The organism is Bradyrhizobium amphicarpaeae (genome assembly GCF_002266435.3).
Classification (GTDB): domain Bacteria; phylum Pseudomonadota; class Alphaproteobacteria; order Rhizobiales; family Xanthobacteraceae; genus Bradyrhizobium; species Bradyrhizobium amphicarpaeae.
On record NZ_CP029426.2, the window covers coordinates 2,283,092 to 2,306,910 of the forward strand.

General features: G+C 65.0%; 20 protein-coding genes. 7 read left to right on the forward strand and 13 right to left on the reverse strand.

Annotated elements, in window-relative coordinates; translation table 11 throughout:
- Window positions 1-8 precede the first annotated feature (8 nt).
- The gene (gene cnbZ / locus CIT40_RS10575) at window positions 9-755 is read left to right on the forward strand and encodes a 2-amino-5-chloromuconate deaminase CnbZ (RefSeq protein ID WP_094892375.1); all 747 of its coding nucleotides are present in this window, start codon (window positions 9-11) and stop codon (window positions 753-755) included.
- On the opposite strand, the gene CIT40_RS10580 is transcribed toward cnbZ, so the two are convergent.
- The 12 genes from CIT40_RS10580 to CIT40_RS10635 all read right to left on the reverse strand — a co-directional run bounded on the left by CIT40_RS10580 (window position 752) and on the right by CIT40_RS10635 (window position 14,633).
- The gene (locus CIT40_RS10580) at window positions 752-1,639 is read right to left on the reverse strand and encodes an ABC transporter permease (RefSeq protein WP_094892376.1); all 888 of its coding nucleotides are present in this window, start codon (window positions 1,637-1,639) and stop codon (window positions 752-754) included. The two genes, cnbZ and CIT40_RS10580, sit on opposite strands and share 4 nt — an antisense overlap.
- Before the next feature lie 3 nt (window positions 1,640-1,642).
- Entirely contained in the window at window positions 1,643-2,584 is a 942-nt protein-coding gene (locus CIT40_RS10585) for an ABC transporter permease (RefSeq protein ID WP_094892418.1), read from the reverse strand.
- Window positions 2,585-2,741: 157 nt separating this feature from the next.
- Complete coding sequence (locus tag CIT40_RS10590) at window positions 2,742-4,259, reverse strand: ABC transporter substrate-binding protein (protein WP_094892377.1); 1,518 nt, start codon at window positions 4,257-4,259, stop codon at window positions 2,742-2,744.
- A 48-nt stretch (window positions 4,260-4,307) separates the two neighbouring features.
- Entirely contained in the window at window positions 4,308-5,384 is a 1,077-nt protein-coding gene (locus CIT40_RS10595) for an ABC transporter ATP-binding protein (RefSeq protein WP_162307435.1), read from the reverse strand.
- Window positions 5,384-6,373 (reverse strand): ABC transporter ATP-binding protein, encoded by a 990-nt coding sequence (locus CIT40_RS10600; RefSeq protein ID WP_109862218.1) that lies wholly within the window; start codon window positions 6,371-6,373, stop codon window positions 5,384-5,386. The genes CIT40_RS10595 and CIT40_RS10600 overlap by 1 nt, the downstream gene beginning before the upstream one ends.
- Window positions 6,370-7,080 (reverse strand): DUF1028 domain-containing protein, encoded by a 711-nt coding sequence (locus CIT40_RS10605; protein WP_094892419.1) that lies wholly within the window; start codon window positions 7,078-7,080, stop codon window positions 6,370-6,372. Before CIT40_RS10605 ends, CIT40_RS10600 begins: the two co-directional genes overlap by 4 nt.
- A 9-nt stretch (window positions 7,081-7,089) precedes the next feature.
- Entirely contained in the window at window positions 7,090-8,892 is a 1,803-nt protein-coding gene (locus CIT40_RS10610) for a gamma-glutamyltransferase family protein (RefSeq protein WP_094892420.1), read from the reverse strand.
- Between the two features lie 84 nt (window positions 8,893-8,976).
- Complete coding sequence (locus tag CIT40_RS10615) at window positions 8,977-9,966, reverse strand: ABC transporter ATP-binding protein (protein ID WP_094892421.1); 990 nt, start codon at window positions 9,964-9,966, stop codon at window positions 8,977-8,979.
- A complete protein-coding gene (locus tag CIT40_RS10620) occupies window positions 9,963-10,949 on the reverse strand; it encodes an ABC transporter ATP-binding protein (protein WP_094892422.1) in 987 nt (328 codons plus the stop codon). The genes CIT40_RS10615 and CIT40_RS10620 overlap by 4 nt, the downstream gene beginning before the upstream one ends.
- 13 nt (window positions 10,950-10,962) lie before the next feature.
- Window positions 10,963-11,922, reverse strand: coding sequence for an ABC transporter permease (locus CIT40_RS10625; RefSeq protein ID WP_094892423.1), 960 nt, complete (start codon window positions 11,920-11,922; stop codon window positions 10,963-10,965).
- A gap of 1 nt (window position 11,923) precedes the next feature.
- The gene (locus tag CIT40_RS10630) at window positions 11,924-12,904 is read right to left on the reverse strand and encodes an ABC transporter permease (RefSeq protein WP_094892424.1); all 981 of its coding nucleotides are present in this window, start codon (window positions 12,902-12,904) and stop codon (window positions 11,924-11,926) included.
- A gap of 130 nt (window positions 12,905-13,034) precedes the next feature.
- Complete coding sequence (locus tag CIT40_RS10635) at window positions 13,035-14,633, reverse strand: ABC transporter substrate-binding protein (RefSeq protein WP_094892425.1); 1,599 nt, start codon at window positions 14,631-14,633, stop codon at window positions 13,035-13,037.
- A gap of 378 nt (window positions 14,634-15,011) precedes the next feature.
- Here CIT40_RS10635 and CIT40_RS10640 point away from each other — a divergent pair, with 378 nt between their 5' ends.
- The 6 genes from CIT40_RS10640 (at window position 15,012) to CIT40_RS10665 (ending at window position 22,838) form a co-directional block, all read left to right on the forward strand.
- Window positions 15,012-15,269, forward strand: a complete 258-nt coding sequence (locus CIT40_RS10640) for a DUF6489 family protein (protein WP_094892426.1) — start codon at window positions 15,012-15,014, stop codon at window positions 15,267-15,269.
- Window positions 15,269-16,069, forward strand: a complete 801-nt coding sequence (locus CIT40_RS10645; RefSeq protein ID WP_094892427.1) for an esterase/lipase family protein — start codon at window positions 15,269-15,271, stop codon at window positions 16,067-16,069. The genes CIT40_RS10640 and CIT40_RS10645 overlap by 1 nt, the downstream gene beginning before the upstream one ends.
- Window positions 16,070-16,116: 47 nt before the next feature.
- The gene (locus tag CIT40_RS10650) at window positions 16,117-17,667 is read left to right on the forward strand and encodes a wax ester/triacylglycerol synthase family O-acyltransferase (RefSeq protein ID WP_094892428.1); all 1,551 of its coding nucleotides are present in this window, start codon (window positions 16,117-16,119) and stop codon (window positions 17,665-17,667) included.
- Between the two features lie 10 nt (window positions 17,668-17,677).
- Entirely contained in the window at window positions 17,678-18,673 is a 996-nt protein-coding gene (locus CIT40_RS10655) for an alpha/beta fold hydrolase (RefSeq protein WP_094892429.1), read from the forward strand.
- Between the two features lie 132 nt (window positions 18,674-18,805).
- Window positions 18,806-22,042, forward strand: a complete 3,237-nt coding sequence (locus tag CIT40_RS10660) for a bifunctional cytochrome P450/NADPH--P450 reductase (RefSeq protein ID WP_094892430.1) — start codon at window positions 18,806-18,808, stop codon at window positions 22,040-22,042.
- 121 nt (window positions 22,043-22,163) lie between these two features.
- Complete coding sequence (locus tag CIT40_RS10665; protein WP_094892431.1) at window positions 22,164-22,838, forward strand: spermidine synthase; 675 nt, start codon at window positions 22,164-22,166, stop codon at window positions 22,836-22,838.
- 9 nt (window positions 22,839-22,847) lie between these two features.
- Here the strand turns inward: CIT40_RS10665 and CIT40_RS10670 are convergent, their stop codons facing one another.
- Entirely contained in the window at window positions 22,848-23,762 is a 915-nt protein-coding gene (locus CIT40_RS10670; protein WP_094892432.1) for an alpha/beta fold hydrolase, read from the reverse strand.
- Between the last annotated feature and the right edge of the window lie 57 nt (window positions 23,763-23,819).

Sequence of the window (23,819 nt, forward strand, 5' to 3'; positions counted from 1 at the left end):
AGTTCGTCATGGTTCGCGAGTTCTCTGCCGGCAATTACCGCTTCATTCCGTCCGTGTTTCAATATTCGGCAGGTGCCGTCGCGGATGACGGCTACGAAGTCGAACGCGTCCGCTTCGACCGCCTGGTGCCGCTGGCGGAGGGGTTTGCGCTGGCCGCAAAGTTCATCCAGGAAGCAGGGCGTCCGCTGACTGCGTTCTGCGCCTGCGAGCTGCGTTCACCGGCAGCTTTCAGCGAAGAGGGCTTTCGTGCGTTCAACCTGCACTATGTGAAGACGCTGTCGGAATGGGGCATCTTCGACGGCACCACCAATCCGGTGGCGCGCAGCAATGTCTGCCCGGAGATCGATCCGCCCGCCGAGCCGTCGTTCTATGCGTTCTCGTTCACGCGGCCGACGCGGTCGAAGGCACCGAGCTTCGTGATATCAGGCGGCGCCGAGGCGCGCGAAGGCAGCGGCACCTATGTCGAGCGTACCGTACGCTACCGCGACCTCAGCCCGGAGGGGCTGCGGGAGAAGGTGCGCTTCACCACGACGTCGCAGATGGAGAGCCGGATGGCGGCGTTCGGCTTCGGCTGGAAGGACACCACGGGTGTTCAGGCCTATTCCGTGCACGATTTCCACCACGCGCTCGTCGACGAACTGGTCCGCCGCGGCGCGCTGCGCTCGGGCCTGACCTGGCATTTTGCCCGCCCGCCGGTGGTCGATCTCGAATACGAGATGGATTGCCGGCGCGTGATGCGGGAGGTGGTGATTTAACGCTGCCGTGGGTCCAGCGCATCGCGCAAGCCGTCGCCGAGCAGATTCAGCGACAGCACCACGAGGAAGATCGCAAGCCCCGGCCAGATCGCCATCCACGGCGCCTGGGTCAGGAAGCGCTGCGCCGCATTGAGCATGCTGCCCCAGGACGGCGCCGGTGGCTGCTGGCCCAGTCCGAGAAACGACAACGCGGCCTCGGCGATGATGGCGGCGGCGATCGAGAGCGTGGCCTGCACCAGAAGTGTGGGCAGGACGTTCGGCAGGATATGCGAGAACGCAATGCGCCAGGGCGGATTGCCGAGCGCGCGCGCGGCCTCGACATAATCCTCGGCCTTGACGACGAGCACCTGGCCGCGCGTCAGGCGGATGAAGATCGGCGTTGCGGAGATGCCGATCGCGATCATGGCATTGCCGAGGCTCGGCCCGAGGAATGCCGCCAGCGCGATCGCCAGGATCAGGAACGGGCAGGCCAGCATCGCATCCGTGATCCGGCTGATCAGCGCGTCGACGAAGCCGCCGCGATAGCCGGCGAGAAGGCCGAGCGGCACGCCGATGCCGAGCGCGATCGCGACCGAGATCAGACCCGCGAGCAGCGATGCCCGGGCGCCGTAGACGACGCGGCTCAGGATGTCGCGGCCGAGCTCGTCGGTACCGAACCAGTGCGTCGCAGTAGGCGGCTTGCGCACCAGGCTCCAGCTCGTCGCGATGGGATCATAGGGCACGACGAGCGGTGCGAAGGCCGCAAGCAGGATGAACGCCGTGATCACGACGAGCCCGAACACGGCGGCCTTGCGCTTGAACAGCCGCCGCCGGGCCCGGCGTGCCGGGCTGTCCAGCTCGTAGGCCTGGACGGCAGGGCTGGCTGGCAGTGCAGCGTCGGTCATCGCCTAGCCCCTCAGCCTGGGATTGACGAGGATATAGGCGATATCGGCGACGAGGTTCAGCGTGATGTAGACCGTGGCCGTGACCAGCACGACGCCCTGCACCACCGCGTAGTCGCGGTTGAAGACGGCGTCCACGATCAGCTTGCCAAAACCGGGAATGGAGAAGATCTGCTCGGTCAGGACGGCGCCGGACAGCAGCGTGCCGAGCTCCAGCGCGCCGAGCGTGATGATGGGCGTCAGCGCATTGCGCATGGCATGCTTGAGGATCACCGAGCGTTCGGAAAGCCCCTTCGCGCGCGCGGTGCGGACATAATCGCTCTCCAGCACCTGAAGCATGGCGCTACGGGTATGCCGCATCAGGACCGCGGAGATCGCATTGCCGAGCACGAAGGCCGGCATGATGGTGGCGGCAAGGCTCGCGCGCCAGTTCTCGGTGAGCGGGACATAGCCCGATGCCGGCAGCCAGCCGAGCTTGATCGAGAACAGGAAGATCAGCATGATCCCGAGCCAGAAATTCGGCGTCGAGATGCCCCACAGCGCGAACAGGTTGGCGCCGTAGTCCCAGGCGGTGCCCTTCTTCACCGCGGAGATGATGCCGGCGGGAATGCCGATGAGGAAGGCGATCAGGATCGCCATCGAACCGAGTTGAAGCGTGACCGGCAATTTTTGCGCGATCAGCTCGCGCACCGGCATCTTGTTGCGCAAGGACTCGCCGAAATTGCCGGTGAGGACTCCCTTGAGCCAGTACAAATATTGCACCGGGATCGGCTGATCGAGCTTGTACTGCTGCCGGATCTGCTCGATCACGGCGGGATCGCGCTCCTCGCCGGCCATCACCAGTGCGGGGTCGCCCGGCAGCAATTGCTGGAGCGAGAAGATCAGCACCGACACGAAAAACAGCGTCGGCACGATCTGCGCGATGCGGCGTGCTAGGAAGTTCAGCATGGCCGAGCCCGTGTCCCGGGCGCGGCGCAACATGCAATGTTGCGCCGCTGAACCGGGACCCATTGGCTCGAGCACGCTGCAGTCGTGGGTCCCGGCTCTGCGGTGCAGCGCTTGCGCGCTGCGCCGCGTCCGGGACACGTGCTCATCGTCAGAACGATCACTTGAACTTCAGCCCGACCACGCGCACCAGCCCGTCGGGCATCTGCTTGTAGCCCTGCAGCTTGGTCGTGTGGGCGATCAGCAGCGTGCGGTGATAGATGTAGATAATCGGCAAGTCGTCGAGCAGGATCTTTGTCAGCTTGGCGTAGATCGCCTTGCGCTCCTCGACATTGGACGTCGCCCGCCCGTCTTCCATCAACTTGTCGGCTTCCGGATTGGCGTACCCGCCGTCGTTCTGCGGTGCCTTGCTGCGCATGAAGATGTAGGAATTGCCGTCGGGGTCGATGCGGCCGCTCCAGTTGATCTGGAAGATCTGGAATTCGCCGGCCTGGGCCTGCTTGAAGGTCGTGGCGAATTCGACCGCGCGGATCTTGATGTCGAAGCCGGCTTCGGCGGCCATGGATTGGACGACCTGGGCCACGGCTTCGTTCTCCGCCCCCTTGGGGATCATGTAATCCACCGTCACCGGCGTCGTGACGCCGGCCTCCTTCAACAGCGCCTTGGCCTTCGCGACATCGCGACCGTGGACCGGGAAGGCCTTCTGGTAATAGGGATGCGTCGGGCTGACCCATTGGTTGCCGGGGGTGAACTCGCCGTTGAAGACGACCTGGTTGAGGGCCTCGCGGTCGATCGAGAGGTCGAGTGCCTGGCGCACCTTCGCCGACTGGCTCAGCGACCCCTTGGTCTTGTCGTTGCCGATATTGACGGTCAGGCCGAGATAGCCGAGCTCCGGCGCGGTCGACAGCACCAGCTTGGGATCGGCCCGGACGTCCTTGATGTCGGTGGCGAGCACGCGCTCGATCAGATCGAGACCGCCTGACTTGAGGTTCGCGAGCCGCACCGTGGCGTCGACGATCGGTTGGAATACGACGCGATCGATATGGACATTGTCCTTGTTCCAGTAATCGGCGAATTTCTCGAACACCATGCGGTCCTGCTGGACGCGTTCGACGAATTTGTAGGGGCCGGCGCAGACCGGATGCAGGCCGAACTTGTCGCCGGCCTCCTTGGCCGCCTTCGGTGACACCATCATGCCGGAGCGGTCGGTGAGCTGGGCGATCAGCGGCGAGTAGGGAGTTTTCAGCACCAGCTTGATCGTGAGGGGATCGACCACCTCGACATGGTCGACGCTGGCAAGCTCCGACTTGCGGAACGAGGTCGGCAGCATCATGTGACGCTCGAGCGAGAATTTTGCGGCCTCCGCGTCCAGCGGCTCGCCGTCGTGGAATTTCACGCCCGGCCGGAGCTTGATCGTCATCTCCTTGCCGTCGGCCGAGGTCTCGTGGGACAGCGCGAGCTGCGGCACGATATTGAGCTTTTCGTCGATATCGAACAGCTTGTCGCAGAAGGCGGAGAACACGATGCGGCCGACATAGGTGCGGCCGATGCTGGGATCGAGGATATCAGGGTCCTCGGCGATGCCGATGCGAAGCGTGGTCTGGGCTTGAACCTGGGCTGCGCCCGCGAGCGACGTCAGCACGGCCGACGCCAGGATTGTCAAACGCATCAAACTCATCGCTCTCAACCTCTGTTTTGCGGCTATGCCGGGTCCGTTCCCAATGAACTAAACCCCGCTGCCGCGGACTGCTTCCGGGCCGCCGCTGAAGGCGGCGACCAATTTTTCGAGGACCGGCGAAAAGCCGCCGTCGGACGGGACGATCGCCGCTGAGGACGGCAGTTCCGACGTTCGGTGACAGGCCGTTGCATGTCCGATGCCATCCGCGACCAGCCGTGGCATCTCGCTGCGGCAGCGCGCGATGACGTAGGGGCAGCGGGTGTGGAAGCGGCATCCCGGCGGCGGATTCAGCGCGCTGGGGATCTCTCCCTGCAGCACAATCCGGCTGCGCTTTGCCTGCGGTTTAGGCACGGGGATCGCCGACAAGAGCGCCCGGCTATAGGGATGGCACGGCGCTGCGAACAGCGCATCGGCCTCTGCGGTCTCGACGATCTGGCCGAGATTCATCACCGCGACGTGGTCGGCGATGTGCTTGACCACGGCGAGGTCATGCGAGACGAAAATGTAGGCGAGGCCGAGACGGTCCTGCAACTCGCGCAGCAAATTGAGGATCTGCGAGCGGATCGAGACGTCGAGCGCCGAGACCGGCTCGTCGCAGATGATCAGCTTCGGTTCGACCGCGAGGGCGCGGGCGATGGCGATGCGCTGGCGCTGGCCGCCGGAGAATTCGTGCGGATATCGCCGTGCCAGCCGTGGCTCGAGCCCCACCAGGCGCAACAGCTCTGCGACGCGCTCGCGCCGCTGCGCTGATGGCACGAGGCCGTGCAGCGCCAGCGGTTCGGTCAGGATCTGGCCGACCGTCATGCGCGGGTTGAGCGAGGCGTAAGGGTCCTGAAAGATGATCTGCGCCTCGCGGCGGAATTTTCTCAAGCCGCCGGCATCGAGCGAGAGCAGGTCGCGGCCCTCGAAGCGCACCGAGCCGGCATCCGGCTCGATCAGCCGCAGCACCAGCCGGCTGACGGTGGATTTGCCGCAGCCGGATTCGCCGACCAACGCCAGGGTCTTGCCGGCCTCGAGCGAGAAGCTGACGCCATCGACCGCCTTGACATGTGCCAGCGCTCGCCCGAACAGCGAGCGTTCGGCGACGAAATGTTTGACCAGGCCGTTGACCTCGAGCAACGCCATCACGACACCAGACGTTCGAGCGGCGCGCGGATGCAGCGCGAGAGGTGGTCTTGGCTGACTTCGATCAATGGCGGCGGGGCCTTGGTGCAGGCGTCCAGCACGAACGGGCAGCGCGCGGCGAAGCGGCAGCCGGCCGGCGGCTGCGCCATGTTCGGCACCATGCCTTCGATCGTTGCGAGCTGTTCGGCGCGATGGTCGAGCCGCGGGATCGAGCCGAGCAGGCCGACCGTGTAGGGATGCTGCGGGGCGGAGAACAATTCGTCCACCGGCGCGCGCTCGACGATCTCGCCGGCATACATCACCGCGACCTCGTCGCAGACCTCGGCGACGACGCCGAGATCGTGGGTGATCAGGATGATGGCGGCGCCGCTTGCCGCCTTCAGCTCCCGCATCAGCTCCAGGATCTGGGCCTGCAGGGTGACGTCGAGCGCGGTGGTCGGCTCGTCCGCGATCAGCAGGCGCGGATCGCAGGCGAGCGCCATCGCGATCATGACGCGCTGGCGCATCCCGCCGGACAGCTTGTGCGGATATTCGTCGATGCGACGCTCGGGCGAGGGGATGTGGACCCGCCGTAACAGCTCGATCGCCCGCTCGCGCGCGCTCTTCCGCGAGCCGCCGCGGTGGCGCAGGATCGTCTCGATGATCTGGTCGCCGATGGTGAAGCTCGGGTTGAGCGAGGTCATCGGCTCCTGGAAGATCATCGCGAGCCGGTTGCCGCGCAAGTCGCGCAGCGTCTGGTCCGGTGTCTTCAGCAGGTCGAAACCGTCGAAGCGGATCGCGCCCGAAATCTCCGCGCTCTGCTTCGGCAGCAGGCCCATGATGGCCAGCGAGGTCACGCTCTTGCCGCAGCCGGATTCGCCGACGAGGCCGAGCGTCGCGCCATTGGCGACACTGAGATCGACGCCGTCGACGGCATGGGTAATGCGGCCGTCGTCGCCGTGAAAGCGGATATGCAGATCCGTGATCTCAATGAGAGGATCCGCGCTCATGCCTGCCTTGCCCGTGCCGCGGCGATGGTGGCGTCGATGACGCTGCGATCGGTATTGCCCGCCGGATTTTGCCGCGTCGGCATCGAGGGGCGGAAGTGCACCCAGAGCTCCTGGCTGACGCGTTCGAGCCGTTCGAGCTCGCCGAGCGGATCGGGATGGTCGTCGGCGCGGATATCCAGCGCCGGCCATTCCTCCTCGCCGTGGATCAGAAGCGCGGCGGACTGCTTGCCGCGCTTGTCGCCGCCGGCGGCTTCGCCCGCGCGCATCGCCGCGAGCAGGCGGCGCGGGAAGGGCAGGCTGTCATTGGCGAGATAGGTCTTCGCGGTCTCATCGAGCACGTCGGCGCCGGCCAGCATGTTGCCGGCGATCGAAAAGCCGCTGCCCGCAATGTGGCCGCACCAGTCGACACAGTCGCGCCCGGTATGGGCGGCGATCTCGCCGCTGGCATCCATGATGTGGAGCTGCCGGCTCTCGCGGCCGTCGTCGGTGGCGAGCAGCGCGGCCAGAACGTCATGCACATTGAGGCCTTCACGCAGCAGCTTGAGGCCGTCGATGCCGTAATAGGGATTGACGAAGGCCTGGGTCGCGATGGCGCCGACGCCGGCCGCGATGTAGGGCACGCGCGCGCCGACGGCGAAGAATCGGGTCGCGACCGCGATGCCGAACTGGCCGGTGGCAGGGTCTTTCGCGATGATCGACCAAGTCATGTGCTGCCTTCAGCGTCCCGCGGCGTAGCCTTGCATGCCGCGCGGATTGGCGGCGGCGCGCCGGCGGACACCGACGCGCGAGGCGGCGGTGAGGCGGCCTTCCGACCAGTCCGGTCCGACCTCGACGATGTGTCCGCGCTCGCGAAGATTATCGATGGTCGCCTTCGGCACGCGGTTCTCGACCACGAGCACGCCGGGACGCGCGGTGCGCGGCCAGAACGAGATCGGGAAATGCTCGGAGTGCCAGGCCGGCGCGTCGATGGATTCCTGGAGGTTGAGATTGCAATGGACGTGGCGCAGGAAGAATTGCGTGATCCATTGGTCCTGCTGGTCGCCGCCGGGCGAGCCCCAGGCGAGATAAGGCTCGCCGTCGCGGAGCGCCATGGTCGGCGACAGCGTGGTGCGTGGCCGCTTGCCCGGTGCGAGCGAACTCGGTTGGTTCTCTTCCAGATCGAACATCTGTGCGCGGCTGCCGAGGCAGAAGCCCAGTTCGGGAATGACGGGCGAGGATTGCAGCCAGCCTCCCGACGGCGTCGAGGACACCATGTTGCCGGCTTTGTCGATGATGTCGAAATGGACGGTGTCGCCGCGCACCTCGCCGAAGCGCCCCACGGTCGGCTCACCGGCTCCGAGCGCGCCAACGGCCTCACGCTGGCCTTCGGCGCGGCGCAGCTTGACCACGCCGCCGAAGCCCTCGACCGCGCCGGGCCGGAGATCGAGCGAAGCTTTCTCGGTCACCAGCTTGCGACGTTCGTCGTTATAGGCGTCCGACAGCAGCGTCGCGATCGGGATCTCGCTGAACTCAGGATCGCCGTAGAATTTCTCGCGGTCGGCAAAGGCGAGCTTGGCGCATTCGATCTGGAGATGGATGAACTCGGGTCCGGTCGGATCGAGCCCGTCGAGCGCAAAACCCTTCAGCAGCGCGAGCTGCTGCAGCGTCACCGGACCCTGGCTCCAGACCCCGGCCTTGCAGACCGTGTAGCGGCCGTAATCGTAGGTGAGCGGCGCCTCGACCGTCGGCAGCCAGCGCGCCATGTCGTCGGCGGAGAGCACGCCGCGATGCGGTGTGCCGCTGACGTCCATCACCTCCTGCGTCCGGCAGAACTTGTCGATGGCCTCCGCGACGAAGCCCTGCGACCAGGCTTTGCGCGCTCGCTCGATTTCGGCGTCGCGGCCACCGCCGCCGCTCTCGGCTTCACTGAGGATACGGGCGTAGGTCGCGGCCAGCGTTGTGTTGGTGAACAGCGTGCCGGGCTTCGGCACCTCCCCATTCGGCAGGTAGACGGCGGCCGAGGTCGGCCAATGCTTGCGGAACAGCTGCTCCACGGTCTGGATCGTGGCACAGGCGCGCTCCACCAGCGGATAGCCGTCGCGCGCATAGGAGATCGCGGGTTCCAGCACGTCGCGCAGGCGCATCGTGCCGTAGTCGCGCAGCAGCATCATCCAGGATTCGAACGTGCCGGGGACGCAGGCCGCGAGCAGGCCGGTGCCGGGCACCATGTCGAGGCCTTCGCTCTTGTAATGCGCGATGGTGGCGCGCGCCGGGGCCGGGCCTTGGCCGCAGATCACCTCGGTGCGGCCGCGCTTGACGTCGTGGACGATAACAGGCACGTCGCCGCCGGGGCCGTTCAGATGCGGCTCGACCACCTGGAGCGTGAAGGCCGTGGCGACGCCGGCGTCGAAGGCGTTGCCGCCCTTTTCGAGGATGGCCATGCCGACGGCGGTCGCGATCCAGTGCGTGGTGGCGACCACCCCGAACGTGCCCTCGATCTCGGGGCGCGTCGTGAACGGATCGGGATTGATGTTGGACATGGGAGTTACCTTATGTGTCGCGCGCGCAATTGATCACAGCCCGTGCTGGGATGCCAAATGCACAGGCCGCATGGCACGCGTGCGTCACGCCGGGACCGGCGCGGTGTTCACCGCATGGCAGGCGACGCCGTCGATCAGCTCGGGTGCTTGCTTGCGGCAGAGGTCGAACGCGAGCGGGCAGCGCGGATTGAAGGCGCAGCCGGGCGGCGGATTGATCGGGTTCGGGATCTCGCCCTTCACCGGAATGCGCTGTCGCCCGCTCATGGCGAGGTCAGGCACGGCGCCGAGCAGCATCTTGGTGTAGGGCATGCGCGGGTGGGCGAACAATTCCTTGCCTTCCGCGATCTCGACGATACGGCCGAGATACATCACGCCGACGCGGCTCGCCATGTGGCGGACCACGGCAAGGTTGTGGCTGATGAACATGTAGGTCAGGCCGAACTTGTCCTGGAGGTCGCGCATCAGGTTCAGGATCTGGGCCTGCACGGAGACGTCGAGCGCCGAGGTCGGCTCGTCGCAGACGATGAACTCTGCATCCGATGCGAGCGCCCGGGCAATTGCGATGCGCTGGCGCTGGCCGCCGGAGAATTCGTGCGGAAACTTGAATCGGTCGTCGGGATGCAGGCCGACGAGGCTGAGCAGCTCGCCGACGCGGGCCTGGATGTCGCGCTCGCCCTGGATCAGGTCGAAGGCGCGGATCGGCTCGGCGATGATGGCATCGACGCGGAAGCGCGGATTGAGGCTGGCATAGGGATCCTGGAAGATCATCTGGATGCGACGGCGCAGCTTGCGACGCACCGGCGCCTGCCGCGGATCGGTCATCGAGACGCCGTCGATCAGCACGTCGCCCGAAGTTGGCGGCAGCAGGCCGACGACCATCCGCGCCACGGTGGTCTTGCCTGAACCGGATTCGCCGACCAGGGCAAACGTCTCGCCCTTCCTGATGTCGAAGGTGACGTGATCGACCGCCTTGAGATATTCGAGATGCCCGCCTTCGAGCACGCGGTTGAGCCAGGGTTTTGAAACGTCGAACACCCGGCGCAGATTTGTGGCCTGGACGAAGGGAGCGCTCATGCCGCGCTCTCCGCTGGTACGTCGTCATAGAGGTGGCAGGCGACCGATTGTGCGCCGCGCGGCAGCGGTTCGGGCCGATCGACGCGACAGCGGTCGAACGCGAACGCGCAGCGCGGATTGAACGAGCAGCCGCGCGGGATCGCCGACAGCCGCGGCATCGAGCCGGGAATCTGCATGAGACGCTTGTCGTCGCCTGCCAGCGTCGGAATCGCGCCCATCAAGCCCTTGGCATAGGGATGCAGCGGATTTTGCACCACGTCCTGCACCGGACCGATCTCGGCGACGCGGCCGGCATACATCACGGCGACGCGGTCGGAAGTCTCCGCGATCACGCCCATGTCGTGCGTCACCAGCATCACGGCGGTGCCGTGGTCGCGTCCGAGCCGCTTGATCAGCGAGATGATCTGCGCCTGTACGGAGACGTCGAGCGCGGTGGTCGGCTCGTCGGCGATGATCAGCTCCGGCTCGGCGCAGATCGCAAGCGCAATCACGACGCGCTGGCGCATGCCGCCGGAGAATTCGTGCGGGTAGCCGTCGATGCGCTTGTCCGGCGCGGGAATGCCGACCTCGGCAAGCAGGTCGATGGCACGGCGGCGGGCGGCCGTCTCGGACAGGTTCAGGTGCGTCCTGATCGTCTCGACGATCTGGTCGCCGACCCGGTAGAGCGGATTGAGCGAGGTGAGGGGGTCCTGGAAGATCATGCCGATCCGTTTTCCACGGATGCGGCGCATCTCCTCGGGCGGCAGATTGTCGATACGCAGCCCGGCGAGACGGATCTCGCCGCCGGCGATGCGGCCGGGCGGGTCGATCAGGCCGATCACGGCAAGGCCGGTGACGGACTTGCCGGCGCCGGATTCGCCGACCACGCCCAGCACCTCGCCCTTGGCGATGTCGAAGGAGACGCCGTCGATGGCGCGCAGCGTGCCGCGGCGGGAGGCGAACTCCACCTGAAGGTTGCGGACGGAGAGAATTGGTTCGGTCATGAGCGCCGTATGGTCATCGAAGCTTCGGGTTGAGAGCGTCGCGCAGCCAGTCGCCGAGCAGATTGATCGACAGGATGAGCGCCGCAAGTGCAATGCCGGGGAATGCGACAATCCACCATTCGCCGGCGAACAGGTAGCCGTTCCCGATACGGATCAGCGTGCCGAGCGACGGCATGGTCTCAGGCATGCCTGAGCCGAGGAAGGACAGCGTTGCTTCGGTGATGATGGCGAGCGCGAGGTTGATGGTCGCGATCACCAGGATTGGTCCCGTGGTGTTCGGAAGCACGTGGCGCAGCATGATCACCGGAGCCGGCAGACCGATCAATTGCGCGGCTGCGACATAGTCCTTGTTCTTCTCGATCAGCACCGAGCCGCGCACCGTCCGCGCGTACTGGACCCAGAAGCTCAGGCCAATCGCGAACACCAGGACCGCCAGCATGCTCATCTCGTCGAGCTTGTTGCCAAAGACCGATTTGGCGATCCCGTTGATCAAGAGCGCGATCAGGATGGCCGGAAACGAAAGCTGCACGTCGGCAATGCGCATGATCAGCCCGTCGACGGCGCCGCCGAAATAGCCGGCCGTCAACCCGAGCAGGATGCCGATCGCACCGGAGAGGACGACGCCGAGCACGCCGACGAGCAGCGAGATGCGCAGGCCATAGAGGATCGCGGACAGCACGTCGCGGCCTTGCTCGTCGGTGCCGAGCAGGAACGGGCTCTGGCCGTCTGCAGTCCAGAGCGGCGAGATGCGCGAATTCATCAATTGCAGCTGTGCCGGATCGAATGGATTCTGCACCGACAGCAGCGGGGCGAAGATCGCGACCAGAAAGAACAGCAGCGTCACGCCGGCCGCGATCATGGTGATCTTGGAGCGGCGGAACGAGTAGAACAAATCGCCGTCGAGCGTGCGCCTGAACCAGTCAGGGGCGGCGGCACGTTTCTCGGCAGTGTGGGGAACGACGGCCTCGCTCATCTCAATGCGCCTGACTGACCGTCGAGCGCAGCCGCGGATCGACGATCGTGTAGAGGATATCAACCACGAAATTGATGGTGACAAAGATCAGGGACACCATCATCAGGTATGCCGCCATGATCGGGATGTCGACGTTCTGAACGGCTTGCACGAACAGGAGTCCCATGCCCGGCCATTGGAACACGGTTTCGGTGATGATCGCGAAAGCAATGACCGAGCCAAATTGCAGGCCGGCAACGGTGATGACGGGAACCAGGGTATTGCGCAGGGCGTGACCAAAGTGAACGGCGCGTGTGGTCAGCCCGCGAGCACGGGCGAAGCGGATGTAGTCGGTGCGCAAGACTTCCAGCATTTCTGCGCGAACCAGGCGCATGATCAGCGTCATCTGGAACAGGCCGAGCGTGATCGACGGCATGATCAGAGCTTTCAGGCCTGAAAGTGTCAGAAGGCCCGTCGTCCACCACCCGATGTGCACGACGTCGCCGCGACCGAACGAGGGCAGCCAGCCGAGCGTCACCGAGAACAGGTAGATCATGAGAATGCCGATCAGGAAGGTCGGCAGCGAAATGCCGATCAGGGACACCGCCTGAAACAGATGCGCAAGCCAGCTGTCGCGGCGCAGTGCCGAATAGACGCCCATCAGGATCCCGCTGACCATCGCGAAGATCGTGGCGCAGATCGCGAGTTCCAGCGTTGCCGGCATCCGCTCCCTTAGCAGGTTGGCGACCGGCAGGCGGAACTGGTAGGACACGCCGAACTTGAACTGCGCGGCATTGCCGATGTAGCGGCCGAACTGCACGATCACGGGATCGTCGAGACCGAGGGATTTGCGGATCGCGGCACGTTCGGCGCCCGACGTGTCCATCCCGACCATCTGGTTCACGGGATCGCCGGCGAAGCGGAACATCGAGAAGGAGATGATCCCGACAGCGATCATGACGCCAATGGCCTGGATGGCCCGGCGCAGTGTGAAAGCGAGCATCTGTTCCTTTCACATCTCTTCAGCAGTACGCATTATCGCATTAGCCCGAAACGGCAGAGCTTGAAACAGCAAGTCCCGGAAGCCAGATCTTGAAAGCGATGGCTTCCGGGACTTCACAACTTGTTGACGCTTACTCGTCCTGCTTGGTCGCCCAATAGAGCATGACCATGTTGTCCGCGCGCTGGGTCAGCTTCACCTTCTTCGAGACGCCCCACGCGAGCGCCTGCTGGTGCAGCGGGATATAGGCCCAGTCCTTCATCGAGACTTCGAAAGCCTGCTTGATCAAGAGATCGCGCTTGGTCTTGTCGGATTCGACGAGGACCTTGTCGGCGAGTTCGTCGAACTGCTTGTTGCAGTAGCCGGCGAGATTGGCTTCGCCGCGGTTGGGATCCTTGGGATCGTCGCGGCAACCCATGATGTCGTGCAGAACGTTCTGCGAATCCAGGGTGTCCGGGGTCCATCCCAGCATGAACAGCGAGGTCTTGTAGCCGCCGGGCTTCAGCACCTTGGCGAAATACAGGGCCTTCGGTTGCGCCAGCAGATCGACCTTGATGTTGATGCGGGCGAGCATGCCCACGATCGCCTGGCAGATCGCGGCGTCGTTGACGTAGCGATCGTTCGGGCAGTCCATCGTCACCTCGAAACCGCTGGCATAGCCGGCGTCGGCGAGGAGCTTCTTGGCGGCGTCGGGATCGAACTTCGGCCGGGTGAAATCCTTCGAGGGAAAGATCTCCGGTGCGACCATCAATGCGGACGGGGTGGAGAGCCCGCGCATGACGCGATTCTTGATCAGGTCGACGTCGATGGCCCGGTAGACCGCTTCGCGGACGCGAACGTCCTTGAACGGGTTCTTGCCCTTGACGTTGGAGTACAGGAGCTCGTCGCGCGCCTGATCCATGCCGACGAAAATGGTGCGGAGTTCAGGTCCCGTCAGCACGGTGGCGTTCGGGCTCGCCTTGACGCGCTCGATGTCCTGCACCGGAACCGGCTCGATCACGTCGACTTCGCCCGACAACAGAGCCGCGACACGCGTGGCGGGGTTGGCGATCGGCGTGAAGATGATCTCCTTCAGATTATGTTCCGGTTTGCGCCACCAGTTCGGGTTCGCCTTGAAGACGGTCTTCACGCCCGGCTGATGGCTCTCGATCATGAAGGGACCGGTGCCGTTTTCATGGAGCGAGGCGTAGCTCGGGGTCGTCGCGGCTGCGGGCGTCGGTGCCACCGCATCGTTCGCCTCTGCCCATTTCTTGTCCATGATGTACCAGGTCGCCCACAGCGCCGTCAGGATGGGATTGGGCGAGCTCAGGATGAAATCGACGGTGTAATCGTCGACCTTGACGGCCTTGGCGTCGGCGGGAACGCGGCTCTGGAAATTCGAGCCTTTCGCTCGCACGCGCTCGGCCGAGAACACCACGTCGTCGGCCGTGAAGGGGTCGCCATTATGGAATTTCACGCCCTTGCGCAGGTGGAAGCGCCAGCGCGTCGGCTCCGGCGTCTCCCAGCTTTCGGCGAGCGCCGGGATGATCTTCAGGTCCTTGTCGCGGGCAACCAGTCCCTCATAGACATGGCCGAGATGTGCACTGGTGGTCGACTCGTTCAGCGTGTAGGGGTCGAGCGACTTCAGTTCGCCCTGGTTGGCGTAGCGCAGCGTCTGGCTCGACGCCGGCGAGACCGTCAACGCAAGCATACCGGCGAGCGTCGCCGCAAACAGACTTCGACTGACTGACATTCTTGACCCTCTCCACACCGCCGTGCCGGTGGTTTTTGATTGTTCGGCCGGCTGATCAATCCATGTTGCCCAGAGTTCTCGGCCCGTGCAAGCGCCATTCCAGCAAGGAACGCGCCAAGTTGCACTGCTGTGCAGCAATGCTGACCCGCAATCTGGCGATCAAAACTTCGCGGGGGATATTCGACTTTCGGCCGTGGAGCCGCCGCGGGCCGGGCTGGAACACCCGTCGATGGCGCCGGGCACGTACAGCCGGTTTTGATTGACCATACCCGCCGATTGCAGACGCCGGCCTCCCGCCGCCTGCATCAGGTCGCTTGCGTCGCACCACAACTCGCGGCGATACTCCGTCGGGCCACTCGAATCTCATCTGGAGGGGACATGAAAGTTAATATTGAAATCGACTGCACCCCCCTCGAGGCCCGCCAGTTCTTTGGACTGCCCGATGTGATGCCGATGCAGACCGCCGTGATGGACAAGCTGCAGCAGCAGATGATGTCCAATATCGACAAGGTCTCGCCGGAATCGCTGATCCAGAGCTGGTTCACCTTCGATCCCAAGATCGCCGAGCGGTTTCAGGACATGTTCGTTACGATGGCGGGCCTCGGCGGCACGCGCAGCAACGACAAGAAGAAATAATGCCGTCCGGGCCGGACGGGCGGCAGGCGCCGGGCGGGCTTCGTCCGCCGGGCCTCGCTTTGCTGCTTGCAGAAGCGCGCGGCCTGTTCGAATTCAACGCGAGTCTGCTGCTGTCGCCGGTCCTGATGCGCGCGCCCAAAGGCGACGGTCATCCGGTGCTGGCGCTGCCGGGCTTTCTGGCCAGTGACCTCTCGATGGCGCCGATGCGGCGCTACCTCGGCGAGCTCGGCTATGAGGCACATGCCTGGCGGATGGGCCGTAATCTCGGCGGGCTGGGGCGGATGCGGGAGTCGCTGCGCGCCCGTCTTTCCGAAATCCATGCTGCGAGTGGACGCAAGGTCAGCCTGGTGGGATGGAGCCTCGGTGGCGTCTATGCCCGCGACCTCGCGCTCCAGGCGTCCGACATGGTCCGCTATGTCATCACGCTCGGTAGCCCGTTTGCCAACGATGTGCGGGCGACCAACGCCACGCGGCTCTACGAGGCGCTGTCCGGCGAGCGGGTCGAGGATTTCGCCGAACTGCGGGAGGCGATCGCCGGCGATCTGCCGGTGCCGGCGACATCGATCTATTCGCGGGCCGACGGTGTCGTGAATTGGCGGACCTGCCTGTTGCGCCCGTCAGACCGCGCCGAGAACATCGAAATTCACTTGGCGAGCCATCTCGGGCTCGGCGTCAACCCCGCGGCGCTGTGGGCCGTGGCCGACCGCCTGGCACAACCCGAAGGGGAATTCTCGCCATTTGATCGGACGGGGCCGTTTGCCATTGCATATGCCCCGCCGGAACAGGCAATATCGGCCTGACGAGAAGCGCCGGCCAAGGCGCCCGTCAAATTCTGCGGGAGGGAACTATGGCTGACGGTAAGAAGCTGTCGTCGCTGGACGCGTCGTTTCTTTATCTGGAAACGCCGGAGATGCCGATGCATGTCGGGAGCATGGCGATCTTTCGCCTGCCCGACGACTACAAGGGCGACTTCTTCGAAGACTTCAAGGCGATGATCGTCTCGCGCCTGCAGATCGCGCCGATCCTCAAAGCGCGCCTGGAGAAGGCGCCGCTCGACATCGATCATCCCTCCTGGGTCGAGGACGATCAGTTCGACATCGACCGTCACATCTTCCGCGCCAGCCTGCCTCAGCCGCGCGACCGCGCTACGCTGGAGCGCATCGTCGGCTGGATGCATGCGAAGCTGCTGAACCGGGCGCGCCCGCTCTGGGAATTCTACGTGTTCGAGGGCATGAAGGACAACGAGGTCGGGCTCTATTCCAAGATGCACCATGCCGCCATCGACGGCGGCGCCGGCGCGGCACTCACCAACATGATCTACGACATCTCGCCGATCCCGCGGAAGGTCGAGCCGCCGGCGGCAGGCACCAAGTCCGGACAGGAGCCGCGCGACATCGCGGCGAACCTGCTCGATTCCTATCAGCAGCTCTTCACCCAGCCGCTCGATGCTTCGGCGGCCGCGAAGAACCTGCAGTTGCCGCGCACCGGCAAGAGCGACATCGGCTCGATCCTGTTCGACAACGCGATGTACCAGATCGAGAGCGCGGTGCGCTTCGCCGGCAACATCCCGACCGTGCTCAAGAGCGTGTCCGACGTGCTCGGCAAGGTCGCCGATCCCAAATCGCGCGAGAGCCTTGCCAGCATGGTGTCGCCGCCGACCATGCTCAACAAGACCATCTCCTCGGAGCGGAGCTTTGCCGGCGTGTCGATCCCGCTGTCGCGGGCGAAGGCGCTGGCCAAGCAGGCCGGCGGCAAGCTCAACGACGTCGTGCTGGCGCTCGCCTCCGGCGTGGTCCGGCGTTACCTGAAGGAGTACAGCACGCTGCCGGCGAAATCGCTGACCGCGGCGGTGCCGATCTCGCTGCGCGAGGAGGGCAACACCGAGGCCAACAACCAGGTGTTCGGCATGATCTGCGCGATCGCGACCAACGTCGACGATCCCAAGGCGCGGCTGGAGACCATCATCGCGCAATCGACCAAGTCCAAGGAGATGTCGCACCCCCTGCGTGCGCTGATGCCCCAGGTCTCCAACATCTCGATGCTGGGCGCGCCGATCATGGTGCAGATCCTGGCGCTGCTCTACAGCCGCTCTAACCTGTCGGACGTGCTGCCGCCGGCCGCCAACATCACCGTGTCCAACGTGCCGGGGCCGCGGCAGACGCTTTATGCCGCCGGCGCGGAGCTGTTGCACATCTTCCCGGTCTCGATCTCGACCCACGGGCAGGCGCTCAACATCACCGTGCAGAGCTATCGCGACCAGCTCGATTTCGGCTTCATCGTCGGCGCCAACATCATTCCGCATGTGCAGGTGATGTGCGACATGTTGCCGGAGGAGTTCGCCGCGCTGGAGGCGGCCTACACGCCGCCGGTGGCGGATATCAAGGGCGCCGCCGAATAGGAATGTCTCAATGATTGAAATGCCGCCGCTCAAGTTCGCGACGACGAACGGAATCCGCATGGGCTATTACGAGGCGGGGCCTGTCACCGACAAGCCGCCGGTGGTGCTGTGTCACGGCTGGCCCGAGCTCGCTTTCTCCTGGCGCCACCAGATCAAGGCGCTGAGCGAGGCCGGCATTCGCGTGATCGCGCCGGACCAGCGCGGCTATGGCGCGACCGACCGGCCCGAGGCGGTCGAGGACTACGACATGGAGCATCTGACCGGCGATCTCGTCGGGCTGCTCGATCATCTCGGGATCGACAAGGCGATCTTCGTTGGTCACGACTGGGGCGGCTTCGTGGTCTGGCAGATGCCGCTGCGCCACCCCTCGCGCGTCGCCGGTGTCGTCGGCGTCAACACCCCGCATTGGGACCGCGCGCCGATCGATCCCATCGCGCTGTTCCGCCAGCGCTTCGGCGACCAGATGTACATCGTCCAGTTCCAGGATCCCGCGCGCGAGCCGGACAGGATCTTCGGCAGCCGCGTCGAGCAGACATTCGACGCCTTCATGCGCAAGCCGATGGCGCGGCCCGCGGCGAAGCCGGACGAGCCGCCGATTGCCGGCGTCGGCGCCTCGGCGAAGACCAATCTCGCCTTCCCGCAGATGATCGCGGCTTATGACGCCAAGGTCGATCCGCGCACGCCGATCCTGTCGGCCGACGAGAAGAAGGTGTTCGTCGACACTTTCACGAAGACCGGATTCACCGGCGGCATCAACTGGTATCGTAACTTTACCCGCAATTGGGAACGCGCAAAGGGACTGGATCATCACATCCATGTGCCGTCCTTGATGATCATGGCGGAGAACGATGCCGTGCTGCCGCCCTCGGCCGCCGACGGCATGGAAAAGCTGATCGGCGATCTTGAGAAGTATCTGGTGAAGGATAGCGGCCATTGGACGCAGCAGGAGAAGCCGGAAGAGGTCAGCGCCAAGCTGATCGAATGGCGTAGAAGGCGGTTTGGCTAATCGTTGTTGCGAGCTCGTCATTGGAGCGAAGCGACGATGCAATCCAAGCTGCCTCCGCGGATACTGTTCTGGATTGCTTCGCTTCGCTCGCAATGACGGCAGAGAATATCGAGGCAGGGGGAATCATTTTTAATGTCATCCAAGAACCGTCTGGACCCGATCCCGCACCCGCCGACCAAGCCCGTGGTCGGCAACATGCTGTCGCTGGATTCGGCTGCTCCCGTGCAGCATTTGACGCGGCTCGCCAAGGAACTGGGTCCGATCTTCTGGCTCGACATGATGGGTTCGCCGATCGTCGTCGTCTCCGGACACGATCTGGTCGACGAGCTCTCCGACGAGAAGCGCTTCGACAAGACGGTGCGTGGCGCGCTGCGGCGCGTGCGCGCGGTCGGCGGCGACGGCCTGTTCACGGCCGACACCCGGGAGCCGAACTGGAGCAAGGCGCACAATATCCTGCTGCAGCCCTTCGGCAACCGCGCCATGCAGTCCTATCATCCGAGCATGGTCGATATCGCCGAGCAGCTCGTACAGAAATGGGAGCGGCTCAACGCCGACGACGAGATCGACGTCGTCCACGATATGACCGCGCTGACGCTGGACACGATCGGCCTGTGCGGTTTCGACTACCGCTTCAACTCCTTCTACCGGAGCGACTACCATCCCTACGTCGAATCGCTGGTGCGCTCGCTCGAAACCATCATGATGACGCGCGGTCTTCCGTTCGAGCAGATCTGGATGCAGAAGCGGCGCAAGACTCTCGTCGAAGACGTCGCCTTCATGAACAAGATGGTCGACGAGATCATCGCCGAGCGCCGCAAGAGCGCGGAGGGGATCGACGACAAGAAGGACATGCTGGCGGCGATGATGACCGGCGTCGATCGCTCGACCGGCGAGCAGCTCGACGACGTCAACATCCGCTACCAGATCAACACCTTCCTGATCGCGGGCCACGAGACCACCAGCGGGCTGTTGTCCTACACGCTCTATGCGCTGCTCAAGCATCCGGAGATCCTCAAGAAGGCCTATGACGAGGTCGATCGCGTCTTCGGGCCCAACGTCGATGCCAAGCCGACCTACCAGCAGGTGACCCAGCTCACCTACATCACGCAGATCCTGAAAGAGGCGCTGCGGCTGTGGCCGCCGGCGCCGGCCTACGGCATCTCGCCGCTCAAGGACGAGACGCTCGGTGGCGGCAAGTACAAGCTCCGCAAGGGCACCTTCACCACCATCCTGGTGACGGCGCTGCATCGCGATCCCAGCGTCTGGGGGCCGAATCCGGATGCGTTCGATCCCGAGAATTTCAGCCGCGAGGCGGAAGCCAAGCGGCCGGTCAATGCCTGGAAGCCGTTCGGCAACGGCCAGCGCGCCTGCATCGGTCGCGGCTTTGCCATGCACGAGGCGGCGCTGGCTCTGGGCATGATCCTGCAGCGGTTCAAGCTGATCGACCATCAGCGCTATCAGATGCATTTGAAGGAAACGCTGACGATGAAGCCGGAAGGCTTCAAGATCAAGGTTCGTCCGCGCGCCGATCGCGAGCGCGGAGCTTATGGCGGGCCGATTGCGGCATCCAGTTCAGCGGCGAAGGCGCCGCGCCAGCCGACGGCGCGCCCCGGCCACAACACGCCGATGCTGGTGCTGTACGGCTCCAATCTCGGCACGGCGGAAGAACTCGCGACGCGCATGGCCGATCTCGCCGAGATCAACGGCTTTGCCGTGCATCTCGGCCCGCTCGACGAATATGTCGGCAAGCTGCCGCAGGAGGGCGGCGTGCTGATCATCTGCGCCTCCTACAACGGTGCGCCGCCCGACAACGCGACGCAGTTCGTCAAATGGCTCGGCAGCGATTTGCCGAAGGACGCCTTTGCCGGCGTGCGCTACGCCGTGTTCGGCTGCGGCAACAGCGACTGGGCTGCGACCTATCAATCGGTGCCGCGCCTGATCGACGAGCAATTGTCGGCGCATGGCGCGCGCGCGGTTTATCCGCGCGGCGAGGGCGATGCGCGCAGCGATCTCGACGGCCAGTTCCAGAAATGGTTCCCGGCGGCCGCGCAGGTCGCGACCAAGGAATTTGGTATCGACTGGAATTTCACCCGCACCGCCGAGGACGACCCGCTCTATGCGATCGAGCCGGTCGCGGCGACCGCCGTCAACACGCTCGTCGCGCAGGGCGGCGCTGTCGCGATGAAGGTGCTCGCCAACGACGAGCTCCAGAACAAGGCTGGGTCCAATCCGTCGGAGCGCTCGACGCGCCATATCGAGGTGCAGCTGCCCTCCAACGTCACCTATCGCGTCGGCGACCATCTCAGCGTCGTCCCGCGCAACGATCCGACCCTGGTGGATTCGGTCGCCCGCCGCTTCGGTTTCCTGCCGGCCGACCAGATCAGGCTGCAGGTTGCCGAGGGCCGCCGCGCACAGCTGCCGGTGGGGGATGCCGTGTCAGTCGGCCGCCTGCTCAGCGAGTTCGTCGAACTGCAGCAGGTTGCGACGCGCAAGCAGATCCAGATCATGGCGGAGCACACCCGCTGTCCCGTCACCAAGCCGAAGCTGCTGGCCTTTGTCGGCGAAGAGGCTGAGCCGCTCGAGCGTTACCGCGCCGAGATCCTGGCCAGGCGCAAATCGGTGTTCGACCTGCTGCTCGAACATCCGGCCTGCGAATTGCCGTTCCATGTCTATCTGGAAATGCTCTCGCTGCTGGCGCCGCGCTATTACTCGATCTCGTCCTCGCCGTCGGTCGACCCGGCGCGATGCAGCGTCACCGTTGGCGTGGTCGAAGGGCCGGCCGCCTCGGGGCGCGGCACCTACAAGGGCATCTGCTCGAACTATCTCGCCAATCGCCGCGTGGGCGATGCAATCTACGCCACCGTGCGCGAGACCAAGGCCGGCTTCCGGCTTCCCGACGATCCAACCGTGCCGATCATCATGATCGGCCCGGGCACCGGCCTCGCACCGTTCCGCGGCTTCCTCCAGGAGCGCGCGGCGCGCAAGGCGAAGGGCGCCACCCTCGGACCCGCGATGCTGTTCTTCGGATGCCGCCATCCCGACCAGGATTTCCTCTACGCGGATGAACTGAAGGCGCTGGCGGCGGGGGGCATCACCGAGTTGTTCACGGCGTTCTCGCGCGCGGATGGTCCGAAGACCTATGTGCAGCACGTGCTTGCCGCGCAGAAGGACAAGATCTGGCCGCTGATCGAGCAGGGCGCAATCGTCTATGTCTGCGGCGACGGCGGCAGGATGGAGCCTGACGTGAAGGCGGCACTGGTCGCGATCCATCGCGAGAAGAGCGGCAGTGATGCAGCCGCCAGCGCACGCTGGATCGAGGAGATGGGTACGACGAACCGCTATGTGCTCGACGTCTGGGCGGGCGGATAGGCGAAGATGACCCTCGTGGCGCCCGGATGAGCAAAGCGACATCCGGGATCTCGCGGCACGAGCGGTCCCGGGTATCGCGTCGCTCACCCGGGCTACGAAGTATTCATGCTAAACGTCTCCCATGATTCCCTGGGAAAAAATCGACACCGCCAAAATCCCCGGCTCCGACGAAGAACTCCGCCTGATGCGGCGGGGCAAGGAGTTCTCCATCAAGCTCGGCACCAACGAGCTGATGAACAACCGGCTGTCGGGCTCGGAGGCCGCGCTCGCAACGCTCGCGGCGAAGCAGATCGAGAAGGTTGCAAAGCCCGCCGTCCTGATCGGCGGCCTCGGCATGGGCTTTACGCTGCGTGCAGCGCTGACCGTGCTCGGGCCCAAGGCGAAGATCGTGGTTTCCGAGCTCGTGCCCGCGGTGGTCGCCTGGGCGCGAGGCCCGATGGCCGAGGTCTTCGGCGACAGCCTTGATGATGCCAGGGTGAAGATTCGGGAAATCGACGTCGGCGAAGTCATCCGTGCCAAGAGCTCGGCCTTCGACGCCATCCTCCTCGACGTTGACAACGGGCCGGAAGGGCTGACCCGCAAGGGCAATGATGCGCTCTACAGCGCGAGTGGATTGCAGGCGGCGAAGACGGCGCTGCGGCCGGGCGGGGTGCTGGCCGTCTGGTCATCGGGACCCAATGATGCCTTCACCAAGCGCCTTCGCAGGGCCGGCTTCGACGTCAATGAAGTGGCCGTCCGCGCCACCGGCAGGGGCGGCGGTGCGCGCCACGTAATCTGGCTCGCGAAGAAGGCCTAAGCAGCAGCTTTACGCCGCCTGCGCCGTCGCGCTATGCGCGTGCTTGTCGATGGCCCCGATGATCTCCGGCCAGAACCGCATCGGCAGCGCGTGGCCCATGCCGTCGATCATCAGCAGTTTTGCGTTCGGAATCGACGCCGCCGTGTCCTTGCCGCCCTCCGGCCGCACCAGCGGATCGACGGTGCCGTGAATGACGAGCGTCGGCGTCTGCACGGCGTGCAGCCGTTCCTTGCGGCTGCCGGAGGCGAGCACGGCGCGGAGCTGGCGGCCGACGCCGGCCGGATTGAGCCCGCGCGCGAACACGCGCTCGGCGCGTTCAGGGTCGAGCGCTTCCTCCTCCGGGAAATGTCCGGCGCGCAACACCTTCCAGGTCTGGCCGTAGCGAACGATGAACTCCTCCTTGCTGCGCGGTGGCGGCGCCATCAGCATTGCGGCGGCCTCGCGCGTCGGCGGCGGCACGCGCGGATTGCCTGTCGTCGACATGATCGACGTCAGTGAGCGGACACGGTGCGGAAACGACAACGTGACCTCCTGCGCGATCATGCCGCCCATGGATGCGCCGACCAGATGCGCCGATCTGATGCCGAGCGCATCCATCAGCCCGACCGTGTCTTTCGCCATGTCGATCAGCCTGTAGGTTGCGTCGACGGGAATCCTGAGGAAGCGCAGCTTCAGCAGCTCGAGCGGCGTCAACCGCTTGCCGCCGGTGAGATGACTGGACTTGCCGATGTCGCGATTGTCGAAGCGGATCACGCGAAAGCCGCGCGCGGCAAGCTGCTCGCAGAACGCATCGTCCCAATGGATCATCTGCGCCCCGAGCCCCATGATCAGCAGCAGCGGTTCGGCATTGTCGTTGCCGAAGATCTCGTAGCAGATGTCGATGCCGTTGGCGCGGACGGTCTGGGGCGGCTGATGGGCGGTCACGGGCGTTCCCTCTCTGCTTGCTGATGCTGTATCGCACGGTTTCCTGTTGCAATGAAG

Coding starts and splice junctions, on each gene's coding strand:
- cnbZ (WP_094892375.1), top strand. CDS start 9: ATGGTTCGCGAGTTCTCTGCCGGCAATTACCGCTTCATTCCGTCCGTG.
- CIT40_RS10580 (WP_094892376.1), bottom strand. CDS start 1,639: ATGACCGACGCTGCACTGCCAGCCAGCCCTGCCGTCCAGGCCTACGAG.
- CIT40_RS10585 (WP_094892418.1), bottom strand. CDS start 2,584: ATGCTGAACTTCCTAGCACGCCGCATCGCGCAGATCGTGCCGACGCTG.
- CIT40_RS10590 (WP_094892377.1), bottom strand. CDS start 4,259: ATGAGTTTGATGCGTTTGACAATCCTGGCGTCGGCCGTGCTGACGTCG.
- CIT40_RS10595 (WP_162307435.1), bottom strand. CDS start 5,384: ATGGCGTTGCTCGAGGTCAACGGCCTGGTCAAACATTTCGTCGCCGAA.
- CIT40_RS10600 (WP_109862218.1), bottom strand. CDS start 6,373: ATGAGCGCGGATCCTCTCATTGAGATCACGGATCTGCATATCCGCTTT.
- CIT40_RS10605 (WP_094892419.1), bottom strand. CDS start 7,080: ATGACTTGGTCGATCATCGCGAAAGACCCTGCCACCGGCCAGTTCGGC.
- CIT40_RS10610 (WP_094892420.1), bottom strand. CDS start 8,892: ATGTCCAACATCAATCCCGATCCGTTCACGACGCGCCCCGAGATCGAG.
- CIT40_RS10615 (WP_094892421.1), bottom strand. CDS start 9,966: ATGAGCGCTCCCTTCGTCCAGGCCACAAATCTGCGCCGGGTGTTCGAC.
- CIT40_RS10620 (WP_094892422.1), bottom strand. CDS start 10,949: ATGACCGAACCAATTCTCTCCGTCCGCAACCTTCAGGTGGAGTTCGCC.
- CIT40_RS10625 (WP_094892423.1), bottom strand. CDS start 11,922: ATGAGCGAGGCCGTCGTTCCCCACACTGCCGAGAAACGTGCCGCCGCC.
- CIT40_RS10630 (WP_094892424.1), bottom strand. CDS start 12,904: ATGCTCGCTTTCACACTGCGCCGGGCCATCCAGGCCATTGGCGTCATG.
- CIT40_RS10635 (WP_094892425.1), bottom strand. CDS start 14,633: ATGTCAGTCAGTCGAAGTCTGTTTGCGGCGACGCTCGCCGGTATGCTT.
- CIT40_RS10640 (WP_094892426.1), top strand. CDS start 15,012: ATGAAAGTTAATATTGAAATCGACTGCACCCCCCTCGAGGCCCGCCAG.
- CIT40_RS10645 (WP_094892427.1), top strand. CDS start 15,269: ATGCCGTCCGGGCCGGACGGGCGGCAGGCGCCGGGCGGGCTTCGTCCG.
- CIT40_RS10650 (WP_094892428.1), top strand. CDS start 16,117: ATGGCTGACGGTAAGAAGCTGTCGTCGCTGGACGCGTCGTTTCTTTAT.
- CIT40_RS10655 (WP_094892429.1), top strand. CDS start 17,678: ATGATTGAAATGCCGCCGCTCAAGTTCGCGACGACGAACGGAATCCGC.
- CIT40_RS10660 (WP_094892430.1), top strand. CDS start 18,806: ATGTCATCCAAGAACCGTCTGGACCCGATCCCGCACCCGCCGACCAAG.
- CIT40_RS10665 (WP_094892431.1), top strand. CDS start 22,164: ATGATTCCCTGGGAAAAAATCGACACCGCCAAAATCCCCGGCTCCGAC.